At 42.7% G+C, this 25792-nt stretch carries 23 protein-coding genes; 12 read left to right on the forward strand and 11 right to left on the reverse strand.

The window, feature by feature from the left end; genetic code table 11:
* Positions 1-10: 10 nt before the first annotated feature.
* The 5 genes from DBR43_RS18225 to DBR43_RS18245 form a co-directional block, all read right to left on the reverse strand.
* The gene (locus DBR43_RS18225) at positions 11-781 is read right to left on the reverse strand and encodes a DUF4843 domain-containing protein (protein WP_124583369.1); all 771 of its coding nucleotides are present in this window, start codon (positions 779-781) and stop codon (positions 11-13) included.
* Between the two features lie 38 nt (positions 782-819).
* The gene (locus tag DBR43_RS18230) at positions 820-2232 is read right to left on the reverse strand and encodes a RagB/SusD family nutrient uptake outer membrane protein (RefSeq protein WP_158622539.1); all 1413 of its coding nucleotides are present in this window, start codon (positions 2230-2232) and stop codon (positions 820-822) included.
* A 32-nt stretch (positions 2233-2264) separates the two neighbouring features.
* Positions 2265-5675: a SusC/RagA family TonB-linked outer membrane protein gene (locus DBR43_RS18235; protein ID WP_124583373.1), complete on the reverse strand. Its 3411-nt coding sequence runs from the start codon at positions 5673-5675 to the stop codon at positions 2265-2267.
* Between the two features lie 42 nt (positions 5676-5717).
* Positions 5718-6776, reverse strand: coding sequence for a FecR family protein (locus DBR43_RS18240; protein ID WP_124583376.1), 1059 nt, complete (start codon positions 6774-6776; stop codon positions 5718-5720).
* Between the two features lie 112 nt (positions 6777-6888).
* Positions 6889-7440, reverse strand: a complete 552-nt coding sequence (locus DBR43_RS18245) for an RNA polymerase sigma factor (protein ID WP_158622540.1) — start codon at positions 7438-7440, stop codon at positions 6889-6891.
* Between the two features lie 257 nt (positions 7441-7697).
* On the opposite strand from DBR43_RS18245, the gene DBR43_RS18250 reads away from it, so the two are divergent.
* From DBR43_RS18250 to DBR43_RS18265, 4 genes are all read left to right on the forward strand, one after another.
* Positions 7698-8288 (forward strand): porin family protein, encoded by a 591-nt coding sequence (locus DBR43_RS18250; RefSeq protein WP_158622541.1) that lies wholly within the window; start codon positions 7698-7700, stop codon positions 8286-8288.
* A 28-nt stretch (positions 8289-8316) separates the two neighbouring features.
* A complete protein-coding gene (locus DBR43_RS18255; protein WP_124583382.1) occupies positions 8317-9393 on the forward strand; it encodes a sensor histidine kinase in 1077 nt (358 codons plus the stop codon).
* Positions 9380-10123, forward strand: coding sequence for a LytR/AlgR family response regulator transcription factor (locus DBR43_RS18260; protein WP_124583384.1), 744 nt, complete (start codon positions 9380-9382; stop codon positions 10121-10123). The genes DBR43_RS18255 and DBR43_RS18260 overlap by 14 nt, the downstream gene beginning before the upstream one ends.
* A gap of 456 nt (positions 10124-10579) precedes the next feature.
* A complete protein-coding gene (locus DBR43_RS18265; RefSeq protein WP_124583386.1) occupies positions 10580-10996 on the forward strand; it encodes a hypothetical protein in 417 nt (138 codons plus the stop codon).
* 165 nt (positions 10997-11161) lie between these two features.
* On the opposite strand, the gene DBR43_RS18270 is transcribed toward DBR43_RS18265, so the two are convergent.
* Positions 11162-12076, reverse strand: a complete 915-nt coding sequence (locus DBR43_RS18270; RefSeq protein ID WP_124583388.1) for a DUF6268 family outer membrane beta-barrel protein — start codon at positions 12074-12076, stop codon at positions 11162-11164.
* Positions 12077-12292: 216 nt separating this feature from the next.
* On the opposite strand from DBR43_RS18270, the gene DBR43_RS18275 reads away from it, so the two are divergent.
* Both DBR43_RS18275 and DBR43_RS18280 read left to right on the forward strand, forming a co-directional pair.
* Positions 12293-13093 carry a PAS domain-containing protein gene (locus DBR43_RS18275; RefSeq protein ID WP_124583390.1) on the forward strand — a complete coding sequence of 267 codons (801 nt, stop codon included), beginning with the start codon at positions 12293-12295 and terminating at the stop codon, positions 13091-13093.
* 44 nt (positions 13094-13137) lie between these two features.
* Positions 13138-13620, forward strand: a complete 483-nt coding sequence (locus DBR43_RS18280; protein ID WP_124583392.1) for a GNAT family N-acetyltransferase — start codon at positions 13138-13140, stop codon at positions 13618-13620.
* Here the strand turns inward: DBR43_RS18280 and DBR43_RS18285 are convergent.
* Positions 13599-13943 (reverse strand): winged helix-turn-helix transcriptional regulator, encoded by a 345-nt coding sequence (locus DBR43_RS18285; RefSeq protein WP_124583395.1) that lies wholly within the window; start codon positions 13941-13943, stop codon positions 13599-13601. The two genes, DBR43_RS18280 and DBR43_RS18285, sit on opposite strands and share 22 nt — an antisense overlap.
* Positions 13944-14068: 125 nt before the next feature.
* Between DBR43_RS18285 and DBR43_RS18290 the strand changes: the two genes are divergently transcribed.
* From DBR43_RS18290 to DBR43_RS18310, 5 genes are all read left to right on the forward strand, one after another.
* Complete coding sequence (locus DBR43_RS18290; protein WP_124583397.1) at positions 14069-15064, forward strand: zinc-dependent alcohol dehydrogenase family protein; 996 nt, start codon at positions 14069-14071, stop codon at positions 15062-15064.
* 169 nt (positions 15065-15233) lie between these two features.
* Complete coding sequence (locus DBR43_RS18295; RefSeq protein WP_124583399.1) at positions 15234-15653, forward strand: MauE/DoxX family redox-associated membrane protein; 420 nt, start codon at positions 15234-15236, stop codon at positions 15651-15653.
* 5 nt (positions 15654-15658) lie between these two features.
* Positions 15659-15958, forward strand: a complete 300-nt coding sequence (locus DBR43_RS18300) for a hypothetical protein (RefSeq protein WP_124583401.1) — start codon at positions 15659-15661, stop codon at positions 15956-15958.
* A gap of 310 nt (positions 15959-16268) precedes the next feature.
* Positions 16269-16481 carry a hypothetical protein gene (locus DBR43_RS18305; protein WP_124583403.1) on the forward strand — a complete coding sequence of 71 codons (213 nt, stop codon included), beginning with the start codon at positions 16269-16271 and terminating at the stop codon, positions 16479-16481.
* Positions 16482-16671: 190 nt separating this feature from the next.
* A complete protein-coding gene (locus DBR43_RS18310) occupies positions 16672-17247 on the forward strand; it encodes a Crp/Fnr family transcriptional regulator (protein WP_233603031.1) in 576 nt (191 codons plus the stop codon).
* Positions 17248-17252: 5 nt separating this feature from the next.
* Here DBR43_RS18310 and DBR43_RS18315 read toward each other — a convergent pair whose 3' ends face one another.
* From DBR43_RS18315 to DBR43_RS18325, 3 genes are all read right to left on the reverse strand, one after another.
* On the reverse strand, positions 17253-17900 hold the full coding sequence (locus DBR43_RS18315; RefSeq protein WP_124583408.1) for a TetR/AcrR family transcriptional regulator: 648 nt from the start codon (positions 17898-17900) through the stop codon (positions 17253-17255).
* Positions 17901-18269: 369 nt separating this feature from the next.
* On the reverse strand, positions 18270-18548 hold the full coding sequence (locus tag DBR43_RS18320) for a helix-turn-helix domain-containing protein (RefSeq protein ID WP_124583410.1): 279 nt from the start codon (positions 18546-18548) through the stop codon (positions 18270-18272).
* Positions 18549-18761: 213 nt separating this feature from the next.
* Positions 18762-19397 (reverse strand): rhomboid family intramembrane serine protease, encoded by a 636-nt coding sequence (locus DBR43_RS18325; RefSeq protein ID WP_124583412.1) that lies wholly within the window; start codon positions 19395-19397, stop codon positions 18762-18764.
* A gap of 206 nt (positions 19398-19603) precedes the next feature.
* On the opposite strand from DBR43_RS18325, the gene DBR43_RS18330 reads away from it, so the two are divergent.
* Positions 19604-21238: a peptidase domain-containing ABC transporter gene (locus DBR43_RS18330; protein ID WP_158622542.1), complete on the forward strand. Its 1635-nt coding sequence runs from the start codon at positions 19604-19606 to the stop codon at positions 21236-21238.
* Positions 21239-21241: 3 nt separating this feature from the next.
* Here the strand turns inward: DBR43_RS18330 and DBR43_RS32990 are convergent, their stop codons facing one another.
* The gene (locus DBR43_RS32990) at positions 21242-25771 is read right to left on the reverse strand and encodes a hypothetical protein (RefSeq protein ID WP_158622543.1); all 4530 of its coding nucleotides are present in this window, start codon (positions 25769-25771) and stop codon (positions 21242-21244) included.
* Positions 25772-25792 lie beyond the last annotated feature (21 nt).

The raw sequence follows: 25792 nt of genomic DNA on the forward strand, positions 1-25792 counted from the left end.
GTTAAACAGGTTAAGGAAATATGACATTTAAACCGTTCTCATCCTTGAGCGGATAAGTAAAAGGATCATCGGCGGCAGGCTTCAATGTACCTGCATTCAAATCGTCCAGGACCGACCTGAGTTTCAATTGAAAATTGGCAAATTTCACCCCTGAAAAAATATACCGGGAAGGATCTTCCAGGGCTGCTGTAGCGGCAAAATTGATTTCAGGGAAGCCGAGCTGATACAATATAAACCGGTGTTTGGTTTTAGAATAAGCACCAAAGAAACGCAGCATTTTCGCATCCCAGTCTATCGGTTTCACCATGAAATTGAAAAAAGCCACTTTACACTTCAATTGTTTGCTCAGGCCTGGCTGAAAATCTGCTGAGGCCACAATTTTAAAGGAGACTTTCTTCCTGATGGTTTCCAGATCTTTGGTTTTGCGAAGGATCAGCTTAAAAACGCCCTTAAATTGTCCGGCTTTAATGATGCCTTTTCCAAAATCAAAATCAATGCCCTCTACCGCAGAAGACTCTTCGGGAATGGCAGCTACTTTAAATTCGCGGTCTCTGTTTGCCGTCCTTCCGGTTACATCCACCGGGAGAAACAGGGTATCGTTTTCCAGATTTCCTTTTGAGGCAAAAGAGAAATCCAGACTGTCAATATAAGGTGGCGGATTGGGAATATTTAACCTGGAAAACTGCACACGGTCTCCTCCGTCATAAAGCTTTACCTCCTCCTTTTTACAGGAAGACAGCAGCAGCAAAATCAGGGTGCTAATGTATATTGTTTGTTTCATTGTCGTTTATTTTTGGTTCATGGTGATCAAAAAGGCGCTTACCTTGCGCCATATATTTTTTCATTTTCCGGCAAGGGAAGCACATAACTTTTGGCAGACATCTGTGCAACAGGGCTGTCTTCAATATGATTTGCATTTATCCTTTTGTAATAGAAGAAAAGCTGCCCTTCCATAAAAAACTCTTTACGGTATTCCTTCCTGAGCTCTGTCTGCAGATCGGCACTGGCAGGAATTGGTAAAAGGCCCCTGTTGCCCACAACGGTATTGAGGTAGCTCAAAGCCGTTACCGGGTCTGCAGCTGATTCAGCGGCGATGTAATACATTTCCGTCAGGCGCATCAATGGGATATAGTTCCTTTGCAGATTGAGCGTTGTTCCCTCATCGGCAAGGTCAGGATACAGGAACTTATGTGAAATCAGAAAACCTTTAATCTGCTGCATCATCGGCGCCTTAAACCGGATGTCTGTAGGCTGGTCTCCAAAAATGTTCCCTCTGAGTTTAGTTTCCTGGGTAAAATAATAAGGGGCGCTGGTGGTCAGATTGGTTTTTGGCTCCAATACCGAAAGCGCTCTGGCTTCGAAAAGTTCACTATATAGGGAAAACAAATGTTCCGTATGAAAACTACGGTCGGTATTGATCACCGTTCCGGCCTGCATCAGAAAGACCTGTTTTGCATCGATCACCTCCTTTGCTTTGGCAAAGGCTTGTAATTTATTACCCATGTAAAGATAAATCCTTGCCTTAAGTCCTTTTGCAGCATACAAATTCATCCTCACCTTGCGGTCAGCAGCCCCTTTAACTCCGAGAAGGTCGCCAGCCATCAGGCCTTCTGCCTGATCCAGGTCTGCGAGTGCTTTACTTAGAATTTCTTCTACCGTTGAGAATGGGCTGACCGTCCTTCCGTAGTTCGTCACATAAGGCATATATTTCTGATTGTCCCTTGCAAGGTAAGCCGGTGCAAACAGGCGCAACAGGTCAAAATGCAGGTAAGCCCTCAGTGCAAGTGCCTCTCCTTTGATCAATCCATATTTATTTCCGGAAAAGACCGCTTTCTTTGCATCGATATGCTCCAGGATTGCATTGACCTGAGCGATGCTATTGAACTGCTGCAACCATACCCTATCAATCATTGAACGGAATTGTTCGGTTTCATAATCCAGGTTTTCTACTGGTTTCAACAGCCTTGCAGCCTGCTCCGAAGAACTGCCCACAGAATAATCAGAAGCCATCACGCTCATCATCCCAAAGGTAAGTTCCCGTCCATAGGTTGCTTCTTTTGTCATGGATACATAAGCACCAATCATGGCCTCATTGAAGCCCTGCTCCGTGGAAAAAAGCTCCTCTTGTTTCAGGTCTGTTTTTGGCTGTACATCCAGCCATTTCTTACAGGAACTCAGGGCCATTACTGCCAGCAGGAATACAGGCAGGCATCTGTTTTTTAATAACTTCATTTTGCTAAAATATTTTTTGATTGATAAGACCATTAGAAAGTAACATTTGCCCCAAATGAGATCCTTTGTGCAAAAGGATATTGTGTACCACGCTCAATCCTGATGGTAGAGAAGCGGGCTACATCATTCATGCTCAGGCTCAACCGAAGGTTTTGCATATGCAGGCGTTTCATCATCGCAGTATTGTTCAGTGTATAACCCAGCGTAATCGCCGAGATCGTCATGTAATTATTTTTCTGAACAAAACGGGAGGTCGATCCAACCCTGTTTGCTGCCCTGTTTAAGGCAAAAGCACTGTATTTTGCTTCGTCGCCAGGTCTTGCCCATTTGGATTCATAGGCTCTGACATCCACGTTGTTCTCGCTGATGTCAATGTCTTCCACTTTAGAGAGTAAAGTAGAATTGTACAGATATCCGCCTACAGAATAGCTCGCAGCAATTACGGCATCCCATCCTTTATAGCTGAAATTGGTTCCAAAACCTCCGGAAACCACTGGCCGTTCATCTGCAATGGCAATCTGATCTGCAGCTCTCCAATCACTGCCAATACTCCCGTCACGATATCGGAAAATTTCATTTCCTGTTGCCGGGTCTATCCCAAGAGAAGGCAGGGCATAAATGGCAGATCTCGAACTTCCTTCAGTAAAAATATTCGGTGGCAGGGTCGACTTTTCATCGCTGTCAAAACTGTATTGCATGGCATCCAGGATCACCTTATTCCGCTGTTTCATGGCATCAGAGATCTTGGATATTTTGTTTTTATTCGCTCCGATATTCCCCCACATTCCCAGCCTGACTTTGTTAACACCTCCGGGAAGTAACCTCAGGTTCAACCGGATATCAAAACCACTATTAGTCAGTTCTCCGATGTTATCGGTAAAACTTGAAAATCCTGTAGATGGTGCCAGCGTGATGCTTTGTAAAAGGTTGGAAGTATTTTTCAAATAGTATTCCGCATTGATGGTCAAAAGAGAGCCAAATAAACCCATGTCCAGGGCTACTTTCTTCTGACGGGTGGTTTGCCATTTCAGGTCTGAATTTCCAAGCCCCTGAATTAAGGCCCCAAAATCACGGTCGTAAATGTTATCCGTATTGTACTGGTATTTGGTCATGGCCTGATAAGGCGCAAAATTCTGGCTCGCCGTTTCCGCAATTGCCCCTGTTAGCCTCAATGAACTAAAGAAATTCAGGTTTTGGATAAAAGCTTCCCTATGGAGGTTCCAGCCCAATCCTGCCGACCAGACCGGTGCATATTTTTCATTCGATCCAAACTGAGAGGAACCGTCAAGTTTAAAGGAAAGGTCTACAAAATACCGGCTGTCATAAGCGTAATTAAAGGTAGCCAGCAATCCCGCCAGACGGCTCGTATTGTCCAGTCCGCCGGGACGGGAATTCTCCCTGTATTGTTTTGCAAAAGCAAGTTCATCCATTTTTGGGTTTGGAAATCCCTGTGCCTGTACCCTGCTGATACTGGAAACAGATTCCTTAATATTGAAACCCGACTGAAGGTAAAAACTATGTTTATCAGCAATCAGTTTACTAAAGGTGGCAAAAAATGCCCCCTCATATCCAAAAGAATTGGTATTGGAAACATCGAGACTTCCACGTAATGCATAGGCTGCTTCCAGAGGAGAAATATTTAAGAAGCTGGAATGACTGGCAGGCTTGAAATCCTTGGTATCGGAATACCGCTTAGACAGGCCCAGCGTGGCCCTTAAGCGAAACTCATCATTCACCTTCCACTCCGCAGAAAGGTTATTGACGATCTCCGTATATTTACTTACATTCTGGGTATTGATCGTTCCATCGTACAAAGGGTTGACAATAAAAGATGCCCGTTCCCCGTTTGTGGAAGTCTGCTCATAAAGAAAGGGAGAATCTCCTCCTCCGGCTCCCGGAATAGGAAAATAGGGCTTTGCATTTACGAAAGACTGGAAGCTGCCATATGGCGTACTCTTCCCTGTGGTATTGGCTACCTGAAGGTCATTTCTAAACAAAAAATCACCGGTAATGTAATTGAACAACATATTTCCCTGATAATTATTTCTGGAAGAGCCTTTCATAATTCCGGGATTAAGTGCTGCTGAAAAGCCGACACTGTATTTAAAAGACTGTTCGCCACCATCTAAAGTGAGGGAATGGCGTTGTTCCAGCGCCGTTTTCAATGGCTGGGACAGCCAGTATGTATTTGCGCCGCTTTTCAATAATGAAAGCCGGTCATTATAAAGTTTTTGTTGTAAAATGTGTTCTGCGGGCGAACTGCGGCTATAGAGGCCAACCCGGTCTTCGAACTCCAGCAACCTTGCCGCATCCAGCATATCATAATCCCTTAAATCCGGGATCACCATATTAGCGCTCAGTGCATAAGTAGCCCTGAGTTTCCCTGAGGCCGGAGATTTGGTCACGATAACAACCACTCCATTGGCCGAACGTGTACCATAAATAGCAGAAGCAGAACCGTCTTTTAACAAGGTCAGCGATTCGATCCTGTTCATATCCAGGTCGATGATTCTTTCCAGAGAGGTTTCAAAACCATCCAGAATAAATAAGGGCAGGTTTGGATTGCCGTAAAAGGCAGAACGAAGATCACCGCTGGCATAACTTTCGGAAAGGTTGTTGCCTCCGCGGATCTCAATATTCGGCATGGAATTGGGATCCGAACCAAGTATATTGTTGTCTATAATCCGAAAGGAAGGATCTAACAGACCCAGGCCCTGCAGGATATTTCCGGAACTCAGTTTCATCAGTTCCTGACCGGTAAAGGTAGTCGAGCTTCCGGTATAAGTATCTTTCTTACGTTCCGAAATCCCGGTCACCACAACCTGGTTCAGTTCAGAAACCTCTTCCTTCAGAACGGTGGTTATGGTGGTATTTTTACCGACCAGAACTTCGGTCCGCATAAAGCCGATATAGGATAATACCAGGATTTCTTTATCGGAAGCACTAATCCGGTACTTCCCCTCCGTATCAGAGATTGCAGAACGCCCCGGATGTCCTTTTACACGGATGGAGACACCCGGCAAGGGCTTTTTCAAATGATCGATTACCGTTCCCGAGATCGGGTTGAGGCTTACCGCTCCCGTTTCTTTTTCGATGGCCGCAACTTTTGCTTTCACGGCAATCATGGTTCCGTCCTGTTTAAATTTCAGGAAGACTTTAAGCTCCAGTTCAGCGAGAACGTCCTGAATGGTACGGTCCTTTTTCTCGAAACTAATCAACTCCTTAGTATCGAGCTGCACGGCATTGTAATAGAACTTAACTTTATACACCTTTTCTATTTGCTTAAAAGCATTTTCAATGGTTTGCTTTTTAAATGCCAGGGATTTCTTTTCCTGTGCCTTGGCACTGCCGGAGAAGACGAAAAATACGGCAATAAAGATCACACCTATCCCGCAGCAGGTTTTTACCCCATGCCGCAGCAGGTCCAGTAGGATTTTATTCATAATGTGGTTAGTGGTGGTTGTGTGTTTGGTTTATAATGTGGATTAATTGAAGTCGATGATGACCTTATCCTTTTCTATTTTGAAGCTGCAATCGGTGGCGAAGCAGAAGATATTCAGGACACGTTCCAAAGGTTCATTTTCATAGGTTCCGGAGAATTTTCCGGCAGACTGTTGTTTTCCGCGAATTTCAAAAGGAACGCCATACCAGTCCTCCAATGCCCTGACTACGGTATTAAAGCTGGTATTGTTAAATTTAAGCTGCCCTTTAATCCAGGATTCACGCGCCTGAACATCGAAGGTCTCCTTCTCCATCAGGTCTACAGATCTGTTCAGCATGACCATCTCTCCGGGGCCAATGATTTCTGGATTGTTGTCTGTTTCTGAGGAATAGGATTTCTGGACTTTCAGTTTACCGGTTAACAGTTCAACCTGCTGTCCGGATTCATGAGGATAAGCGCGCATAAAAAAAGAGGTTCCCAGTACCGTTGCTTTCATATCTGAAGATTCGATCACAAAAGGCAGGGAGGCATTAGGGCTGACTTCAAAATAAGCGGCCCCCAGCAGTACCAGTTTGCGGCTGTCTTTATTGTAGTGATGAGGAACTTTAAGTGTACTGTTTGAATTGAGGATAACTTTGGAATGGTCAGCTAAGGTTACCGTTAACCTTTCTCCTACCGGAGATTTATAAATGCGGTAGCGTTGTTGTTCCTGCTGAAGTGCCAGTTCCACTTTCTGCTGCTGCTGATGCCGGTAGAATAAAAGAGAACCCATAACCAACAGAACAGAAGCTGCAGCGACATACCACATCCGGTTAACGGGATGTGATTTCACGGCGGTCAGCGAAACGGCATCCTCAGTTGTTTCCAGTCCCCGTTTTTGCGCAAGCACCAATGCCCTGAATTCTTTTAGCGCAGTTTTCTCTTCCCGTTCTTTCAACATCTGGTTCAGTGCAATCACCAACTTTGCAGCTTCCCTTACCTGTGCTTCATTTTCTACCGACGCTTTCGCGTAATTCTGCCAGCGAAGGACATCTTCCTCATTACTTCTATGGCAATAATTGGTAAACGTCTGGTCTAATATGATTTCTTCAAGTGTATACATCCCTATCTCTTTTCATACTAGACGGAACAAGGCTGTTTTTTTACCATGAAAATTTCAACTTTTTCAAATAAAAAAGATAAAACACTGTAAATGAGAAAGAAAAAAGCAACCATTAAACGAACATCAGCGTCAGGAAGATGTTCAGGTCTTTAGGGTTAAACTGGGCTTTATTGAGTTCTTCACGCATGCGTTTGATGCCTTCAAAAAGGTTATTATAGACACTGCGGATGGTTAAAGAAGTACGTTCTGCAATCTCTTCATTGCTCAGCCCTTCGTAATATTTCAGGAAAATAACAGTCTGGCAACGTCTGGGGAGGTTTTCAAAAATCCTGGAGAGCTGATCTTTGAGTTCTTCCAGTGCCTGGCTATTGAGCATGGTCTCTTCTGTGGAAGGCTCTGTCCAGGTGTCTGTAAAATCATCCAGAGATTCCATTTTATATCTTTTTTCCAGCCGGTGGGTATCGATCAGTTTTCTCCTGAAAGAAGTAAGGATATAGGACTTGATGTTGCTGATCTGTGTAAAATCTGTTTTTTTCTCCAGAAAGGACAGGAAAGTCTGATTGATCTGGTCTTTGACAGTGGCCAGTTCCATACCACTTTTAAGGCCCACAAAAACGAGATAGCTGTAATGCTGCTGATATAAGCTATATATATCATCAGGCATTGCCAACCCTGGTATGTTGCCATCTAGCTCAGACATGTATGTGATCCTCCTTAAAATAAAATCGCAATCTACCATTCTAATCCTTTAACAGGAAATATATTTCTTAACCGTCACCATCATTTTACCAGCTGTCAACGCGATCATGCCCTTGGTCAAATACTTTTTCCATCAACAGGGATTATTCGCCCCTTTGCAGCCAACAAATAAAAATTACTTAACAAATGCCGGTTCCGCGAACCAGCAAAAACATTAAAAAAATGAAAAAACAATTTCTTCTACCTCTGATCGCATTTTCAATGATGGTACTTTCTGCAAACGCTCAAAAAAATCCTTTCCATATTGGTCTTAAAGGAGCAGCTAACTTCAGTAAATTACCCATTTCTTCTTCCGGTATTTCTTCAAAATATGCGACAGGTTTTTCAGCAGGAGCATTCACGAGGATAGACATTTCTAAAGTTTATGTTCAGGGAGAACTTTTGTTCACTAAAAAATCCAGTAAATATGAATCTGATCTTTTTGGCGGCGATAAAAAGGTAAGCTGGTCTACCGTTGATGTACCGGTATTGGTGGGTTATAAATTGCTCAACATGGATTTGCTGAATGTAAGGATCTTTGGTGGTGGTGTTTATTCTTATACCATCAGTGATAAAGCTTCCATTTTCAAACAGGTGGACAATTCTTTCAGCAAATTCGACAAATCCAATATCGGTTACCAGGTGGGTGCAGGAATTGATGTAGGAAAGCTTACTTTTGACCTCAGATATGAAGGTGGATTATCCAGCCTTAGCAAACAATTTAAATCCCGTCCAAACTCCTTTCAGGCAAGTGTAGGATTTATGATTTTCTAAAACCTTTGATCTAGCATATTTCATCAGCATGAAGAAACCCGTATTTGACAAACATTTCTTTTTTATCGCCGGATTCTGGGTCCTGCTTACCATTACTCTGATTGCACAAATCAGCCGGGATTATCCTACCGCTTATGTCATTTTCCCTTGCTTGCTAATCATTGGATGTGCCATGCTGATTTCTTATGTTTTCAGTAACAGGATTCTTCCCAACGCTTTTATAAAGGGGAAAACACCTTTGTTCGCGATGCAGAGTTTCAGTGTTATTGTATTGCTCACCTTTGTCATTGCAGCTGTGAACTACATGACATTTCTGAAGTACGGAGCCAATTATACACCCAGCGACTTGTCTTTGATAAAATCACAAAACTCTTTTTGGTTTTTATTTTTCACAAGTTCCCCAGCGTCTTTATTGATTTTAGGATCAGTTTGCGGGTTCAAATTTTATCAGAGGCACAACCAGATCGAACAACAGCATAATTTATTAAAACAGGCCCATATGGAAGCGCATGTCCGGATCTTACAGGATCAGATCAATCCGCATCTTATGTTTAATGTACTTAATCATATCCATATCCTGATGAAAAAAGATGTGGATTTAGCCTCAGTGTTGCTGGTTCGGTTTTCGGATATCCTCCGATATCAGATCTACGAGTGCAACAGGGAAACCGTAACACTGGAAAAAGATGTCAAGTACCTGAAGGACCTGGTTTCGGTAGAAAAGATCCGATGGGGAGATGAACTGGATGTCAGATGCGAATGGAATATCACTAATGGAAAGAGGGACATCGTCCCTCTTTTACTCGTTCCATTTGTAGAAAATGCTTTTAAGCATGTCTCCCGTTTGCCCTCTTCCAAAGGTTATGTTCATCTGGAATTATACCAGCATGAGGAAAACCTCAGTTTAACGATTGAGAATTCAAACTCTACGCAACCCTCCAGAAAGAACAGCAGCAATAGTGGACTTGGACTGGAAAATGTTCGTCAGCGTCTGCAGATTCTTTATCCGGAGCATCATGAACTGGAGATTACCAACACGGGTACAACTTTTAAAGTGGTACTGAACATAAATTTAGAAAAGAAAGCAAACTATGCAGAGCAATAAAACCCATACAGAATTACCGCTACAATGTCTGGTTATTGATGATGAACCTATTGCAAGAACAGGGATCATCGATTTTATTGATCAGCTGGATTTTCTACAGGTGGCCGGCTCCTGCTCAACGGCTATGGAAGCATCAGACTTCATCCATAGTAACCCTGTGGATTTATTGTTTCTGGACATTAACATGCCCTACCTCACCGGTCTGGAGCTATTGGAGTCTATGGAAAACCCGCCATTAACCATTCTTACTACTGCCTATTCAGAACATGCGCTGGAAGGATACCGATTACAGATTGTCGATTATCTGTTAAAGCCCATCACTTTTCAGCGCTTTCATCAGGCGGCAACAAAAGCAAGACAATTGCACCAGATGCAACGCTTGTCAAAACAGGCACCTACCATAGACCCTTTCCTTTTCGTTCGTCAAAAAGATAGCTTTAAGAAAATTCTGTGGGCTGATATTTTATATGTAGAAGGCATGCAGAACTATGCCAAGTTAAAGTTCAAAGATCAGGAGCTGATCATTCATCAGACTTTAGTCTCCCTGGAAGAGATTTTACCTGCTGATCAGTTTTTCAGGATCCATAAATCTTATCTTGTCAATATTGCGCATATAGATGTAGTATCGGGCGGAAGAATATTCATTGATGGCCATGAATTACCGATCTCCAGGCACCGCAGGGAAGAATTGCTAAAACAAGTCGTTTACAATAAGCTGATCAGCCGTTAAGCGCTGTTCAAATACAAAAGAAGATGTCTTTTCAGACATCTTTTCTTATTTTCATATAAGACGTCGGTAAGCTTATCGCAACACATCTGGTACACTCTCTTAGATATGAGCATATCTATTTTATACACAATAACAACACCAACACACACTTTAGATTAAATTAGAAAATTTAGAGAAAAGCCTAAATTTGTTTTAGCCTAAAAAAACGTTTGATGTTTTATTGTTTTTTAAGAAAAAAAACTATTTAGAACCCACTAAATAAGCAAATTCCAGATTTTTTGTATAGAAAATTACAAGAGTCCAGGAAATCCACAATAAAGCCTCACATACTTATTTAGGAGGTTTAGCTATTATTTCAGCAGGTTCGTTAGTTTTGGGTTTAATCAGCAATTCTGATCTTGGTAAAGAAACTACTATTGCTAAGTGGGATACGGTTAAGGTTTGTAATTAAATTAGATGTTAGATAGAAAATTGATATTAGGATACATCCTTAGTAAGGAATATTTGAAGGAGCTTCATGGAGATGGTTTTTTTGACTATGCGTACAGTCAAGCTCTATTGTATTTGTCTTGGCCATACTCATTTCATATTAGTGCTTTGTTTACATTGTCTGTAACTTTTTTATTTAAATCATTTTTTGCTTTCGATTTACGAGGAATATCATTTTTTATATTGATGACCGCATTTTTTATTACGGCATTTTTGCTGGCTAAGCACTTTAAAAGTAAATATCATCCGGCTACCTTTGAAAACGAAGTTAAGGGCTTATCGGATAAAGATAAAAAATCACTCAGAAGATTTTCGACTTTGTTTTTTGTGCTGAATCTTCTATTGTTTTTGTTGATAGAAATGCCACTTGTAGTTTTTCTATGAATTGTAAAGTATTTCCATGGTTGGACAATAGGTAAACCTATCGTGGCATAAGACAGATGCCCTCAATTGAAATCAATGATACAATTGAGGACATCGCCTTTATTTTTTGACGCGCTTAACTTATCCTAAATCAGACTGCACTCCAAAACATCTGATGGATGCAAGCTATTTCTTTCCGAAATTCCATTTTAATCCTACCGCTCCATAAGGCGCCGGTTTAAAATAAGGTACTTTTTCATCCTTTTTATCCTTAAAAAAGTCAGATAACTTTCTGCTGGTAAAGGTCATCGAACGGTACACAGAATAACCTGCGGTCAGTTCAATGCTCAAGGATTTACCGATTTTAAATTCTGGTCTCAAGCCGGTCACCACCTGCAGATAAGAGAGCTGGAATTTATCTTCCCTGTCTACGTCAGCCGTCATCGAACTGATCTCCCCTACAGCTTTCAAATTGATGGCTTCATTTACTTTCATCCCCACTTCAACCCGCTGCGGGAAGTTCACGAGCACCTGGAATTTTCCCTCTGTTTTCCAGGTAAAATATAGGGCGGGCAAGATCATAGGCACCCCAAAACTATTCGATACTACAGGTCCAAATCCCAGAGCCGTTCTTGGATTGAATTGCTTGATAAAGATCACCCCTCCCATTGCGAGGATATCCCTGGAATCGATCTTTTTCATATTCGTATATACACCCGCCGAAGCCATAAACATGATGTTCCAGGTTTTACTCATTGGCCGGAGGTGCATCAGTCCAATACTTGCATTTAACAATTCATTTGGAAACAGGCTTTTTTCAAAATCCCGGTTTTTTATCGAGGCATAGGAACCTTCAAGTGACATCGCCCAGATTTTTGGTCTGCCCAGAGAATCCAGTTTCACCGATAACGGAATTCCGATCCCTCCCTCAATTCTTCTCATATCACTCTTGCCGCTATTGCTGTCTCCATTGCCATTTGGATTATAATTGGAAAAAGGAATATATTCGCCTTTAAGCCTGATTCCAGGCTCCATTTGTGCTTTACTATTTAAGCTGAAAAATGCTGCTATAACCACAAAGCAGTACGTTGAAATTTTCATAGTTTTTATAAATCAATGATTAAATATATTTTTCGGCGAATTACGGGATGTTCCATCCCCCCGGAAAATATTATTGACCACTGGTAATCTCGTGTTGACAAAAGGAAGTTTTTCGACCTGTCAATAAGATTTATAGAAATTAAGCTGAATTTCATTTTTTTAATACATTTGCAGCTTAGCGGGATATCCTGATTTATTCTATGAAACATCAACAGTTTGAAGGCAAGAGACTATAGAATTCCCATCATTTATATCGTATTAGGTGTTTTATGGATTACACTGAGCGACAGCTTCTTAAAAACTATGGAGTCGTATTTAACGCCTTCAATAGCAAAATACACCGCTTCGTTAAAAGGCATCTTTTATGTCATGGTTACCGGACTTTTATTGTATTTTCTTCTCAAAAAAGAACAGAAGAGACTTGCAGAAGGCGACAACAGGCGGATGACGGAGATCGTTGACAAGATGAACAACCTTGTTATTGTCTCTGATATTGAAGGAAAAATTACCTGGGTAAACCGTGCATTTGTGAACATTACTGGTTATACCATGCAGGAAGCCCTCGGAAAAACACATGGAGCCCTGTTATATGGCCCTAAAACTGACCTTGAAGTAGTAAAAACGCTGAGTAAAGCAATAGAAAACAAAGAATTCTTCAGTGGAGAACTCGTCAACTATGCAAAAGGAGGAAAGGAATACTGGTCGCAGTTTAACCTCTCTCCCATGTTTAATGTAAAAGGCGGACTGGAAGGTTATATCTCTGTAGAAAACAACATCGACGACAGCAAGCATAAAGAAGATCTTATTGTACAGCAGCACCAGAAATTAAAGGCCGTTTCCTGGTTAAATTCACATGAAATCAGAAAACCTGTTGCCTCTATTATGGCGCTTACAGAATTGATTCTGGAAGAAACAGACCAGGAAGAACAAAAAGAACTGGTCAAATACCTACACCAAAGCGCTATGGCTCTGGACCTTGTCATTCATCAGATCAATGAAGAGGCGGCAGTAAAATAAATTATGTACCTTTGAGCCAACATCAAATAAACCATTTCCTTAAAATGATCCGGCAGTTTACACCATCCGATCTTAACCCGATGAGGGAGATCTATAATCACTATGCGGAAAATACGCTCCTGACGTTTGACGAAGCAGCATTGACAGCAACCGAATTTTCGGATAAACTTAATCCGGTTCTTTCTAAATTCCCTTGCGTGGTATATGAAAAAGAAGGAAAGGTGCTGGGCTTTGCCTATGCGACAGAATGGAAAGAAAATCCGGCCTATCGTTTTACGGTCAGCAGCTCCATCTATCTTCATCCTGAAGCCCTGGATAAAGGCACAGGAACAGCTTTATACCGTAAGCTGATCGAGGAGCTCCGGGAAATGAAAATACACTCTATCGTGGCAGGAATTCTAATGCCAAACGAAAAGAGCACAAGGATGCACGAAAGACTGGGATTCAGCAAAGTTGCCCACCTGAGTCAGATTGGATACAAATTCAACAAATGGATTGATGTCAGCTACTGGCAGATGACTTTGTAATTCCCCATCCGCCTATCACCCCATTCCCGCAAATGATCTATAAAAGGAATCAGTTCTTTTGCCGATTCCGTTAAAGTATATTCGACCTTTGGCGGTACCTCGCTGTACACCTTCCGGATCAGCAGGCCATCTTCTTCCAGCTCGCGCAGGGTTTGCGTCAGCATCTTCGGGGTAATTCCCACAATGCGCCTCTTTAGCTCCCCGTAACGAAGAACAGTAAACGTATGGACATACCAGATGATCCTGCCTTTATATTTCCCGCCGATCCTTTGAAAAGCATAATCTACGGCACAAACCGGATCTGAATTGAGCTTTTTTGTCATTTTCGTTTTTTTTTATAACTGATAATCAGCATTAGTATGTTTTTAGTCTGTAGGATACCAAAAGGTGCATACTTGACACAAAGATATCACTATCCTAGCTTTGAGGAAATTAAAGATCAAAAAGGATGAAAACACTGATTGTAAATGAAAAATATGGAATCGATCACCTGAATCTGACCCCAGGTCAGGTACCGGAACCAAAAGCGGATGAAGTGCTGGTTAAAGTTGCTGCCATTTCCTTAAACTATCTCGACCTTATGGTGATCAGAGGGGATTTCGGCCATCAAATCCCTCATATCCCAGGCTCCGATGCCGCCGGAACGGTACTGCGTATTGGTTCTGCGGTAACCGGCTTTCTTCCGGGAGATCAGGTTTCTACCCATTTTACCCCTGGATGGCAATCTGGAAATTTAACGCCCGAAGGATTGGAAAACAGACTGGGAATTGACGCAGCAGGCGTATTTTCCACTTATATCTGCCTGCCTGAAACAGCCCTGGTAAAAAGCCCGGTCAATTTAAGCGCTCAGGAATCCGCAACACTTCCCATCGCAGCTTTAACGGCATGGGAAGCCCTTCATGAGGCCGGCGGACTTAAACCCGGGGAAACCGTTCTGCTCCAGGGAACCGGAGGCGTATCTGTCTTTGCCTTGCAGTTTGCAAAACTGGCAGGCGCCCGCGTGATCATCACTTCCAGTTCGGATGAGAAACTGAAGCGGGCCAGGTCAATGGGTGCCGACCATGTTTTCAACTACAAAACAGAACCCGACTGGCTGGAAAAAGTAAAAGCGCTTGGAGGGGTAGATCTTGCTTTAGAAGTAATAGGAACCGGATTTAAAGAATCCATACAAGCCTGCAGGTTTGGCGGACGCATCATCATCATCGGTTTTCTAAACGGCGCAGAAACCAGCCTGAGCATCTTTGACTTTTTACAGAAAAAACTAACCGTCAAAGGCGTTTTGGTAGGATCAAAAGGCGCATTCTCTCAAATGAACGAGACCATTGAAAAAGCGGGCCTTCATCCCGTAATAGACAAGATATTTCCTTTTTCCGAAGCCAGAAAAGCCTTTGAATACCTGGCTGCCGGAAAACATTTTGGAAAGATCGTCCTGGACCTGAATTAAAAACACCAGGCATTAAATAAAGCAGTATGAGACCGTTTTATTTAATGCCTGATCTCGACAATTGTCCATAAAAGATGTGACAATTGTCTGCAAAAGATGTGACAATTGTCCAAATCAACGCCCCCCTTCCACACGTAACTTAGTATTCATACGAAAATTGAATACGAAGATGAACATTATACCTTTTTTAATTCTTGTCATTACCACGGTTATGATGCTCTTATGGGCCTATTCTGCCCTATCTAAGTTCCGGGATTTACCCCGGTTCAGACGGGGATTAAGAAGTCAGGCATTTCCCAGGTGGGTTGGAAAAATAGTATTCTGGACACTCCCCGTTACAGAACTCACACTGATCATAATTTTGTGGTTACCGGATACCAGGTTACCAGGAATGTATCTTTCTGCCCTGTTGATGCTGACCTTCACGATTTATATTGGCGGCGCCGTATATGGCTTCTACGACCGTTATCCCTGCCCCTGCGGGGGTATCTTCAGAGGAATGAAGTGGAACACCCACTTCAAAGTAAATTTCATCCTGACCTGTATTGCAGTCGCAGGTATACTCTTAATGGAATTTGGCACAAATTAAATCAAATGACTATGTTATCCTGGTACATCTTAAGCCTGGGCAATGACCCAACTACGAAATACAACTATGAAAAAGTTTATGCCCAACCTACCTGCTGTGGAACGGAAGCCATTTGTGCCATCCGGGCCTTTGACGATGGCCATAACCACCCCCTGATCTCTGAGCAGCTGAAATTTGAAATGATTTCTGCCTTATGGAACAACAGGGAAACCCCTAATGTACGGTTACACTATTCCGGCCGGGAACAGGAGTCAATCAACATTGTATGTCATAACTATCTCTTTAACAAAACGGTCGGCGTTTAATTTCAGCTTTGCTGTAGATTTTATTACGATCCGGACAATTGTCCGGAAAAATTGTGACAATTGTCCAAAAAAAAAGTGACAATTGTCCGGCAATAGGCTGTATTTCCTAATTAACTTGGTATTTATTAAGGGAGATGCCGGATACCCATAAAAGCAGGCAAAGGGAAATACTGAAAACCCTGAAAAGAGTAAGTATAATTTTAATTTAAGAACCATACTCACTATTACAAACATTAAAACTTTGGGAACTGACACAGGAGGGGTCCTCCTGTGTTAATTATAGTGTAAAGGCGATTAAAAAACAGACATTATGCAATGGTATTCATTTATAGGAACAGATTCCTTAAATCCAACTCATTATAAAATCAGGCATACCGATCCGCGTTGTTCAGGAAGCCGGACCATTTGCGCTATTTTTACATCAGGTGATATTTATCCCTACATAGACTACGATGTGATCTGCTACATGGTATTAGCACTAAGTAGTCGCCGAAGCAATGAGAAGGTGATCTTAAGAGATTAAAAAAATAATTCTTTATGTCACCACTTTCCACAAAACCGATATTTAAGTTTGAGTATGTAGAACTTAAAGAATTGAAATTATTATGAAAGAACAGATACCCTACTTCGGCGACATGTTGTACACAAAAACAACATTTCCACATATTGATTTACAAATCGCAGAACAGTTATTGCATAAAACAAAAACCCCTATGATACATACTGCACTGAGAAGAAAAATAGGGTCCTTATGTCCGGTCACGGACGAAATCTTTCATACGTTAAACAGGCATTTCAACCCCTTAAGTTTATCGGTGAATCAAATTCTCATTAGTGCAGAACAGGTTCCGGACCGCATTTTCTTTATTCAAAAAGGCCTGTTAAGGGGATATTATATGGGAGAGAAAGAAACCGTTACCACCTGGTTTGCCGGGCCGGATCAGTTTATCATCCCCAATAATTTCTTCTCGCAGGAATCATGTAATGAATACATTCAGTCTCTGGAAGATTGTTCGCTATTGTCCATCAGCCATCACTCCTGCTTAAAAATGTCACTGGAATCGAATGATATTGCCAAAATATTCTTCAAGTTACTGGAAGAGAAACAACTCCTGTCGGATGCCAGAGAGCGGATGCTTCGAATTCCAAACGCGGAAAAGAGATACCTGAGTATGGTTAAGCTGATGCCTGTTGTTCACCAGAATGTAAAGGACGATACCTTAGCTTCCTATATGAATGTGACCCGCCGGCACCTGGAGCGCATCAAGATTAAAACCTCCAGAAAATAATCATGCTACCCTTTTTTATCAGCGGCATCAAACGCCCATCCGACAAGTTGTTTTAATGCTTTAACAACTTCCCTCCTGTCGGATTCTTTGCTGACATCCAATTCACAGAAACTACTGCCACTATTTTTTGAATGTAATACCAGATAATTGATCCCGGAAATCAATACGGCCTCTATTGCTCTGAAATTTACCGATGAACCTTCAAAATGAGGATCTGTCAACTCAAACAATTCGGATTTGATACTTTCCCTGAACCTGGCAATCTTACTCATCATCTGGCTTCTTCCATTGATCTCCCATAGAATGATGTTTTGCAGTTCCGGACTATCAGAAAAATATTCAAGGTTCTCGGCCAGCATATTTCCAACCAGGTTTCTTCCAAAATCATGGCGGTTGGCCTCCACGATTTCAGGAAGCTTCTTATAAGATCTTGTCCAGTAATCTTTCTCGAGAATATAGGATTCTATCAATTCCTGAGGTCCTACAAAATATCTGTAAATCAATTTTTTATGAACATCGGCATATCTTGCGATGTTATTAGGCCCTAATCCACTATAGCCCTCGTTTTTTAAAATATCTCCAACTGCATCATAAAGTTTACGTTTAGTCCTGCGACTATCTCTCAGCTTTTCGGTTTCCTTATAATTATTCATTGAAACAACGTATTAGATTTTCATTTAACGGACAATTTAATGGCTAACATGTCTATTCCATTATTTACTGTCAATGAAATCTTTAACGACGGGGTTTTGTAGCTTATTTTTCATGGCAAGAGGGTTAATAATTCATTGATGCTGACGTTAAGTCCGCACTTGAATCCCCGTAAAATTAAATCGTAATTTATTAATCCATTAAAACTTTTGGTTTTAAGTTATAGCCCAAACGTTTAAAATAAATTATAAAGAGAAATATATTCAAACAAGTATGCATCCATCATTGCTTTTTGAAGGGATAGGAAGAAAGAATAAAATCAACAGGATCAGCAGCAGTGATACAGGGAAAAGAGTTCCGGATTTTGCTGCTTAACCGAATAAACCATTTAAGAATGAACGGCTTTTTGTAACCAACCTCCCAAGACCTGAAAGATTCACCACACTACTGGACCTCACATCAGGAAGCAACTGATAAACAGAAACTTCCAGAATTTCCGCTATTTCATAAATCCGCTTGACACTCAATTCCGTCTCTTCTCTTTCTAATTTAGAATAGGCATTTTGGGAAATATTAAGCCTTGAAGCCATATATTCCTGACTGTAACCTTTTATCACTCTCTGTATCCTTATCGCGTTACCAAACTGCATATTTTTATTTCAATCTTTACGAATATAGCAAGAATTAAGCTAAACATATCAGCGAAAATATAAAAACCTCCACTTATTTTCAAACCTTAAGTTTAGTTAAACAACATAATTACCCTTAATTTTATAAAACTAAAAATAAATAATGAAGTAAATATATTCCAATTAGAAAACAAGCACCAAAAAGACAGCACAAAAGAGAATTGGCTGTTATCCCTAGAAGAACCTGATGATGTTAACCAGGTCAGGGTAAAATAAAAGGGTAATTATGATGCCGGAAAGGACTCCGAATAAATGGGCATACTGATCAATACGGTCTTTTTTCCCGAACTTAATCTCATACATTAAACCCAGAATGAAGACGATGATGAAATGAATGTTCAGGATCTCTCCAAGGTAAGGCAGGTTAATGTAACTCTCATTGGCATTTACGATACAGAAGCTGCCCAGAATTGCCAGTGCCCCTGTTGAAGCACCGGCACTACGGAAGAAAAAATCTTTCTGGTGAACCAGCACTGATCCCAGATTACCGCTAAGTGTCCCGAAAAAATAAAGGGCCAAAAAGCTGGTATGCCCACAGGCACTCATGCGGCTGAATTCCCGTTCCACCATGGCGCCCAGAATGTAAACAATGGCCAGGTTAAAGATCAAATGAAACCAGCTCGTATGAACCAGCGCAGCTGTAATCAAAGTATAAAATTTCCGCTTCCTGACGATGCTGTAAGGATGGAGAATGAAAGAAAAATAGACCCTTTGATCATAAAAAGCATAGATACTGACCAATGCAGTAAACACGAGGATAAGGATGATTCCGGGTGCTGGACAGAGCGGTGCAGTAAGGTCTGATAACATAGGACAATTATGACAAAAAAATAACTTCTAATTTAAAACCTATAGCTCTAAATTAAAACAATGTGGTTTAGTGTTTTGGTCATGATTGATAGAATTTTGTAAGAACCATGAGCAGAAATACGCCCTCAATCCCTGCAGAAATCCCTCCCGGATTTTATTCTTTTTCTAGAAAAAATCCAGCTAAATGGATATGGGTCAGCAAATTAATGAAAGCTGAAGCCGGCATCATCATCAGCAATATGTTCCTTGGCCTATGCATCACCACACTTGGATTCTCTATTGCTATCTTTTCGCAGCTATTAATTGATGACCTCCTGCCAACAGGAAATCAGCAGCAGCTCTTTATTGGATTTATAATTTTATTGCTGAGCCTGACACTCCGATCTGCCCTGGCATATTTCCGCAGAAAGCTGCTCTTTTCTCAAAACACAAGGATCAACATCAAGATCATGCCCGCATTTCTCAGTCTTGTCTTAAATTTGCCAAAATCCTATTTCGATACACACAATACCCCGGAATTGCTTTCGCGCCTCGATGAACATAAAGGCCTCCAAAAAATCATTTCTTACCTGACAGACCTGCTTTTCATGGACCTGCTCTTCATCGTGTTGACCACCATTTTTCTCGCATGGTATTCCACCGCAGCTGCAGCTGCACTTTTTATCGGTGTATTTCTCGTTATACTGGTCAACTTCAATTTGAAAATACCCAAAACGAGTCAACCGGATATGAGCCAGATTTACGAAGCCCGGCAAGGACAATACCTGAGTATATTCCATAACATTGAGGCGATAAAAAATGAAAATGCTGAAGATCATTTCATCGCTAAAACCGAAGAGATCCAGCGCAACCTTCAACACAAAAAGGAACGGTTATGGCAATCTGAAAACAAGTCCATGTTGATCGCTGATTTCCTGTCAATAGTGTTGATTGTACTCCTCACAGGACTCTCCAGCTCACTCAGGCTTAGTCAGGAACTAAAAACCGGAGAGCTGGTTGCCATCGTCATAACGGGCATTTCTGTAATCCCTGCAATTTCCCGTTCTTCACAAGTCAGGCTGAAACTTGAAGAGCTGAACCAGACCGTAGAAAATATTTATAATTTCTCCTGTTTGAAGCCGGAATACCCGCAACAGGAGAAAGCCGACTTACAATCGATCAACTTTCAATCCCTACAGGTAAAGGGACTAAGGTTTTGCTTTCCCGACTGTCCCCCGTTGCTGAGAGACGTGTCTTTTCGCGTATCTGCCGGAGAGAGCATCGCATTACTCGGTGAATGTGGCTCCGGAAAAAGTACCATACTCGCTATATTACAAAAGCTCTATAGCCCACAATTCGGATTGATCACCTTAAATGAGCAATGCATCAATCATGTTTCGACTCCTTCCTTAAGGAATATGATGGCGACTGTACCACAAGAGGTAAAAATCTTCAGTGGAACATTGATGGATAACATTGCAATGGGCAGTCCCCAACAGAGTCCATCCTCCATTATAGAGTTCTGTATAAATACAGGTTTCCATCACTTTTTTCAATCCTTACCTCAAGGTTACCTGACGCAAATCGGTGAAGGAAAATTCAAGCTCTCTTCCGGACAAAAACAACTGGTTGGCATTGCAAGAGCACTTTACCGGAAACCACAATTGCTTTTATTGGATGAAGTAACAGCATTTATGGATACCAATATGGAAAAGTTCACGCTAGAATTACTTGCCAGTCTCAAAAAAAACATGGCGATCATCCTCCTCAGTCACAAAACGGAAACGATCAGACTCGCAGACCGTATTTACGTCATCAAACAAGGGCAGCTGGAAGATCCGCATAAATTCATCCTTTCTTAAAAATCAATTCTTCAAACAGCGTAAAGTCATTCCATTCGCTTTATAGGTATTGCCATATGATCCGCTCAACACTGAACTCGTCGTGCCTCCCATAATAAAAGCATTCGCGAAACTATAGCCACTTGCCACATATTGATTACTGGTCCAATAGGCACCGGATTTCCCGGGAGCATCTGTCAGCACACCGGAGGCTTGTCCCAAAAATCCTGCATTGTGTAATTTCAATTCGGACTTGTAAGCGTCTGTATCTTTCAACCAATATTGAGGAGCTGCATCGGCTGTAATCCATTCTGTTGTGGTAGGAATCCGCCATCCCCCACCTAAAAGCAGGCTACATGGATCATTTGCAATTGTCCAGTCCGCATTTTCAGAAATATCAGTTCTCCAGGCAGTAGCCGGAATACGGGCCGTACGAAACTCGTAGCCCTGCGAACGGTTAAACTGGAAGTACCAGCCTACCGCAGCGGGATTGATATCTGTAGCAGAAATGGCTTGTTCACCAGCTCCTAAATTCTGGGTAATCCAGCAGCGGGGAACACCGGTAATGCTGCTGCTTACTGTTTTATAAGTAATTGTTTTATCCACCGGGGCACCATTCAATCCGGCTTTATGGATTACGGTGAATGGATTACAAATTTTAAAACTGCTCACTTCCGGACTGTAAACTGCTCCTGCAGCACTGATGGCATACGCACGGACATAATAAGTTGGCCCTTCGGTTAAACCCGGGAGCACACCGGTAAAGACTCCGGCTCCCTTACCCTGGTCTACGATTTTATTGTGTGCCAAGGTTGGAACCGTTTCTGTACTGCTCCAAACCAAACCACGTTCAGTCACAGCAGCTGTTCCTTCCAGGGCTACGGTAACCGTTCCTGCAGCGGAAGTGGCAGTCATCCCGGAAACCGGAACGGCTACATTACTTACTGAAGGCAATGTTTCTGTAATCTCATCACGGATACAACGAACAGCCAACGCCGTTGCTTTATCGATATCACCCAGTGTTACGGAGCCATTATTGTAAAGTCCACGCCCTACCGTGATATTCGTAGACATCGTGCTGCTCCAGTAATAACCAACAGCACCACGTCCCGTTAAAGGAGAATTTGCGGCATTGGTAATATATCCCGCACCATGTAATTTCAATGCGGAGTTATAGGTTTCGGTCTGTGTATTCCAATTCTGAGGAGGTGCATCTGCTGCCGTCCATTCCAATCCGGTAGGCAATCTCCATCCTGAACCCAGTAACAATACACAAGGATCTTTGGCAGGCACCCAATGACTGCTTTCGCTAATGGTAGATGTCCATGGTGTCCAGGCATTGGATGGCGTACGTGTGGTTCCATCGTGCTGATAGCCCTGAGCCCTGTTAAACTGCCAGTACCAGCCTGAGGCCGCTTCGCCGGCATCATTGGCAGCTGTTGCCTGACGGTCAGCACCAAGATTTTGTGTGATCCAGCAACGTGGAGCTCCTGAAATATTACTGCTTACGGTTTTATAAGTAATCGTTTTATCGACAGGTGCACCGTTTAACCCAGCTGTATGTATCACTGTAAACGGATTACAGATTTTAAAGCTTGCTACATCCGGACTGTAAGCCGTTCCACTGCTATTTGTTGCATAAGCGCGCACATAATAGGTTGGTCCTTCGGCCAGGCCAGTCAAAGTGATTTTAAAACTTCCGGTATCCAGGCCATTGGTCAGTACCTGATCGGAAAGTGTTGGAATCAAATTGCTGGTACTCCATACCAAACCTCTTGCCGTTACTGCAGATCCGCCATTGGAGGCAACTGTAGCCAATCCTTCAGCAGAGCTCTCTTTCATTGCAGCAACCGGAACACTCACATTGCTCAGTGTTGGTTTAGACAATACCACTGCATCCCGGATACAGCGCAATGGCATCCCGTTTGCTTTATAAGTATTGCCATACGATCCGCTCATCACGGAACTCGTTGAACCTGACATTATAAGGGCATTCGCGAAACTATAGCCACTTGCCACATATTGATTATTGCTCCAGTAAGCACCGGATTTCCCACGGGTATCCGTCAATAAGCCGGTTCCCTGGGCCAGAAATCCTGCATTGTGTAATTTCAGCTCAGACTTATACGCATCTGCATCTTTTAACCAGTTTTGAGGTGCTGCATCGGCCGCGGTCCATTCTACAGTTGTTGGAATCCGCCATCCACCACCTAAAAGCAGGTTACATGGATCATTGGCAGGCATCCAGTCTGAATTTTCAGAGATATCTGTTCTCCACGGCGTCCAGGCATTCGCTGCCGGGATACGCGCATCGGTAAATTCGTAACCTTGTGAGCGGTTAAACTGGAAGTACCAGCCTGCCGCAGCTACAGTGGCATCAGAAACAGCAGCTGCTTCTTTTTCTGCCCCCAAATTCTGGGTAATCCAGCAGCGGGGAGCACCGGAAACACTGCTGCTAACTGTTTTATAAGTAATTGTTTTATCCACCGGGGCACCATTTAATCCGGCTTTATGAATTATCGTAAATGGATTGCAGATTTTAAAACTGCTCACTTCCGGACTGTAAACGGTTCCCACAGTACTGATGGCATAAGCACGGACATAATAAGTTGGCCCCTCGGTTAAACCGGCAAGCACTCCTGTAAATTCGCCCATTCCTTTACCATTATCCATCACTTTATTCTGTGCTAACGTTGGAACCGTTTCTGTACTGCTCCAAACCAAACCACGTTCGGTCACTGCTGCAGTTCCTTCCGGGGCTACTGTAGCTGTTCCTGCAGCTGAAGCAGCAGTCATCCCGGAAACCGGAACAGCTACATTGCTTACTGAAGGCAACGTTTCTGTAATCTCATCACGGATACAACGAACAGCCAACGCTGTTGCTTTATCGATATCACCCAGCGTTACAGAGCCATTGTTGTAAAGTCCACGCCCTACGGTGATATTTGTAGACATCGTGCTGCTCCAGTAATAACCAACAGCACCACGTCCCGTTAAAGGAGCATTTGCGGCATTGGTAATGTACCCCGCACCATGTAATTTCAATGCGGAATTGTAGGTTTCGGTCTGTGTATTCCAATTCTGAGGAGGCGCATCTGCTGCCGTCCATTCCAGTCCCGTAGGCAATCTCCATCCTGAACCCAGCAGCAACACACAAGGGTCTTTGGCAGGCACCCAATGGCTGCTTTCGCTAATGGTAGATATCCATGGTGTCCAGGCATTGGATGGCGTACGTGTGGTTCCATCGTGCTGATAGCCCTGAGCCCTGTTAAACTGCCAGTACCAGCCCGAAGCCGATTCGCTGGCATCATTGGCAGCCGTTGCCTGACGGTCAGCACCAAGATTCTGTGTGATCCAGCAACGCGGAGCTCCTGAAATATTACTGCTTACCGTCCCATAAGTAATGGTCTTACTCACAGGCGCTCCGTTTAACCCGGCCAAATGGACAACGGTAAATGGGTTACAGATTTTAAAACTCGCTACATCCGGACTGTAGGCAGTTCCGCTGCTATTTGTTGCATAAGCACGTACATAATAGGTTGGTCCTTCGGCCAGGCCAGTCAAAGTGATTTTAAAACTTCCGGTATCCAAACCATTTGTCAGCACATGATCGTCAAGCGTTGGCACCAAATTGGTTGTACTCCAGACCAGGCCTCTGGCCTTCACTGCTGATCCTCCGTCAGAAACCACCGTAGCCAATCCTTCGGCAGTAGTTTCTTTCATTGCAGCAACCGGAACACTCACATTGCTCAGTGTTGGTTTAGACAATACCACTGCATCCCGGATACAGCGCAATGGCATTCCGTTTGCTTTATAAGTATTGCCATACGATCCGCTCATCACGGAACTCGTTGAACCTGACATAATAAGGGCATTCGCGAAACTATAGCCACTTGCCACATATTGATTATTGCTCCAGTAAGCACCGGATTTCCCACGGGTATCCGTCAATAAGCCATTCGCCTGTCCCAGAAATCCTGCATTGTGTAATTTCAGCTCAGACTTATACGCATCAGCATCTTTTAACCAGTTTTGAGGCGCTGCATCGGCTGCAGTCCATTCTATAGTTGTTGGAATCCGCCATCCACCACCTAAAAGCAGGTTACATGGATCATTGGCAGGCATCCAGTCTGAATTTTCAGAGATATCTGTTCTCCACGGCGTCCAGGCATTCGCTGCCGGGATACGCGCATCGGTAAATTCGTAACCTTGTGAGCGGTTAAACTGGAAGTACCAGCCTGCCGCAGCTACAGTGGCATCAGAAACAGCAGCTGCTTCTTTTTCTGCCCCCAAATTCTGGGTAATCCAGCAGCGGGGAGCACCGGAAACACTGCTGCTAACTGTTTTATAAGTAATTGTTTTATCCACCGGGGCACCATTTAATCCGGCTTTATGAATTATCGTAAATGGATTGCAGATTTTAAAACTGCTCACTTCCGGACTGTAAACAGTTCCCACAGTACTGATGGCATAAGCACGGACATAATAAGTTGGCCCCTCGGTTAAACCGGCAAGCACTCCTGTAAATTCGCCCATTCCTTTACCATTATCCATAACTTTATTCTGTGCTAACGT

Origin of the sequence: Pedobacter sp. KBW06 (genome assembly GCF_003852525.1) — a bacterium.
In the GTDB taxonomy this organism is placed as follows: domain Bacteria; phylum Bacteroidota; class Bacteroidia; order Sphingobacteriales; family Sphingobacteriaceae; genus Pedobacter.

Bases quoted from the DNA above. Each gene is read 5' to 3' on its own strand.
- DBR43_RS18225 (WP_124583369.1), bottom strand. From the start codon at position 781: ATGAAACAAACAATATACATTAGCACCCTGATTTTGCTGCTGCTGTCT.
- DBR43_RS18230 (WP_158622539.1), bottom strand. From the start codon at position 2,232: ATGAAGTTATTAAAAAACAGATGCCTGCCTGTATTCCTGCTGGCAGTA.
- DBR43_RS18235 (WP_124583373.1), bottom strand. From the start codon at position 5,675: ATGAATAAAATCCTACTGGACCTGCTGCGGCATGGGGTAAAAACCTGC.
- DBR43_RS18240 (WP_124583376.1), bottom strand. From the start codon at position 6,776: ATGTATACACTTGAAGAAATCATATTAGACCAGACGTTTACCAATTAT.
- DBR43_RS18245 (WP_158622540.1), bottom strand. From the start codon at position 7,440: ATGCCTGATGATATATATAGCTTATATCAGCAGCATTACAGCTATCTC.
- DBR43_RS18250 (WP_158622541.1), top strand. From the start codon at position 7,698: ATGAAAAAACAATTTCTTCTACCTCTGATCGCATTTTCAATGATGGTA.
- DBR43_RS18255 (WP_124583382.1), top strand. From the start codon at position 8,317: ATGAAGAAACCCGTATTTGACAAACATTTCTTTTTTATCGCCGGATTC.
- DBR43_RS18260 (WP_124583384.1), top strand. From the start codon at position 9,380: ATGCAGAGCAATAAAACCCATACAGAATTACCGCTACAATGTCTGGTT.
- DBR43_RS18265 (WP_124583386.1), top strand. From the start codon at position 10,580: ATGTTAGATAGAAAATTGATATTAGGATACATCCTTAGTAAGGAATAT.
- DBR43_RS18270 (WP_124583388.1), bottom strand. From the start codon at position 12,076: ATGAAAATTTCAACGTACTGCTTTGTGGTTATAGCAGCATTTTTCAGC.
- DBR43_RS18280 (WP_124583392.1), top strand. From the start codon at position 13,138: ATGATCCGGCAGTTTACACCATCCGATCTTAACCCGATGAGGGAGATC.
- DBR43_RS18285 (WP_124583395.1), bottom strand. From the start codon at position 13,943: ATGACAAAAAAGCTCAATTCAGATCCGGTTTGTGCCGTAGATTATGCT.
- DBR43_RS18290 (WP_124583397.1), top strand. From the start codon at position 14,069: ATGAAAACACTGATTGTAAATGAAAAATATGGAATCGATCACCTGAAT.
- DBR43_RS18295 (WP_124583399.1), top strand. From the start codon at position 15,234: ATGAACATTATACCTTTTTTAATTCTTGTCATTACCACGGTTATGATG.
- DBR43_RS18300 (WP_124583401.1), top strand. From the start codon at position 15,659: ATGACTATGTTATCCTGGTACATCTTAAGCCTGGGCAATGACCCAACT.
- DBR43_RS18305 (WP_124583403.1), top strand. From the start codon at position 16,269: ATGCAATGGTATTCATTTATAGGAACAGATTCCTTAAATCCAACTCAT.
- DBR43_RS18310 (WP_233603031.1), top strand. From the start codon at position 16,672: ATGATACATACTGCACTGAGAAGAAAAATAGGGTCCTTATGTCCGGTC.
- DBR43_RS18315 (WP_124583408.1), bottom strand. From the start codon at position 17,900: ATGAATAATTATAAGGAAACCGAAAAGCTGAGAGATAGTCGCAGGACT.
- DBR43_RS18320 (WP_124583410.1), bottom strand. From the start codon at position 18,548: ATGCAGTTTGGTAACGCGATAAGGATACAGAGAGTGATAAAAGGTTAC.
- DBR43_RS18325 (WP_124583412.1), bottom strand. From the start codon at position 19,397: ATGTTATCAGACCTTACTGCACCGCTCTGTCCAGCACCCGGAATCATC.
- DBR43_RS18330 (WP_158622542.1), top strand. From the start codon at position 19,604: ATGAAAGCTGAAGCCGGCATCATCATCAGCAATATGTTCCTTGGCCTA.
- DBR43_RS32990 (WP_158622543.1), bottom strand. From the start codon at position 25,771: ATGGATAATGGTAAAGGAATGGGCGAATTTACAGGAGTGCTTGCCGGT.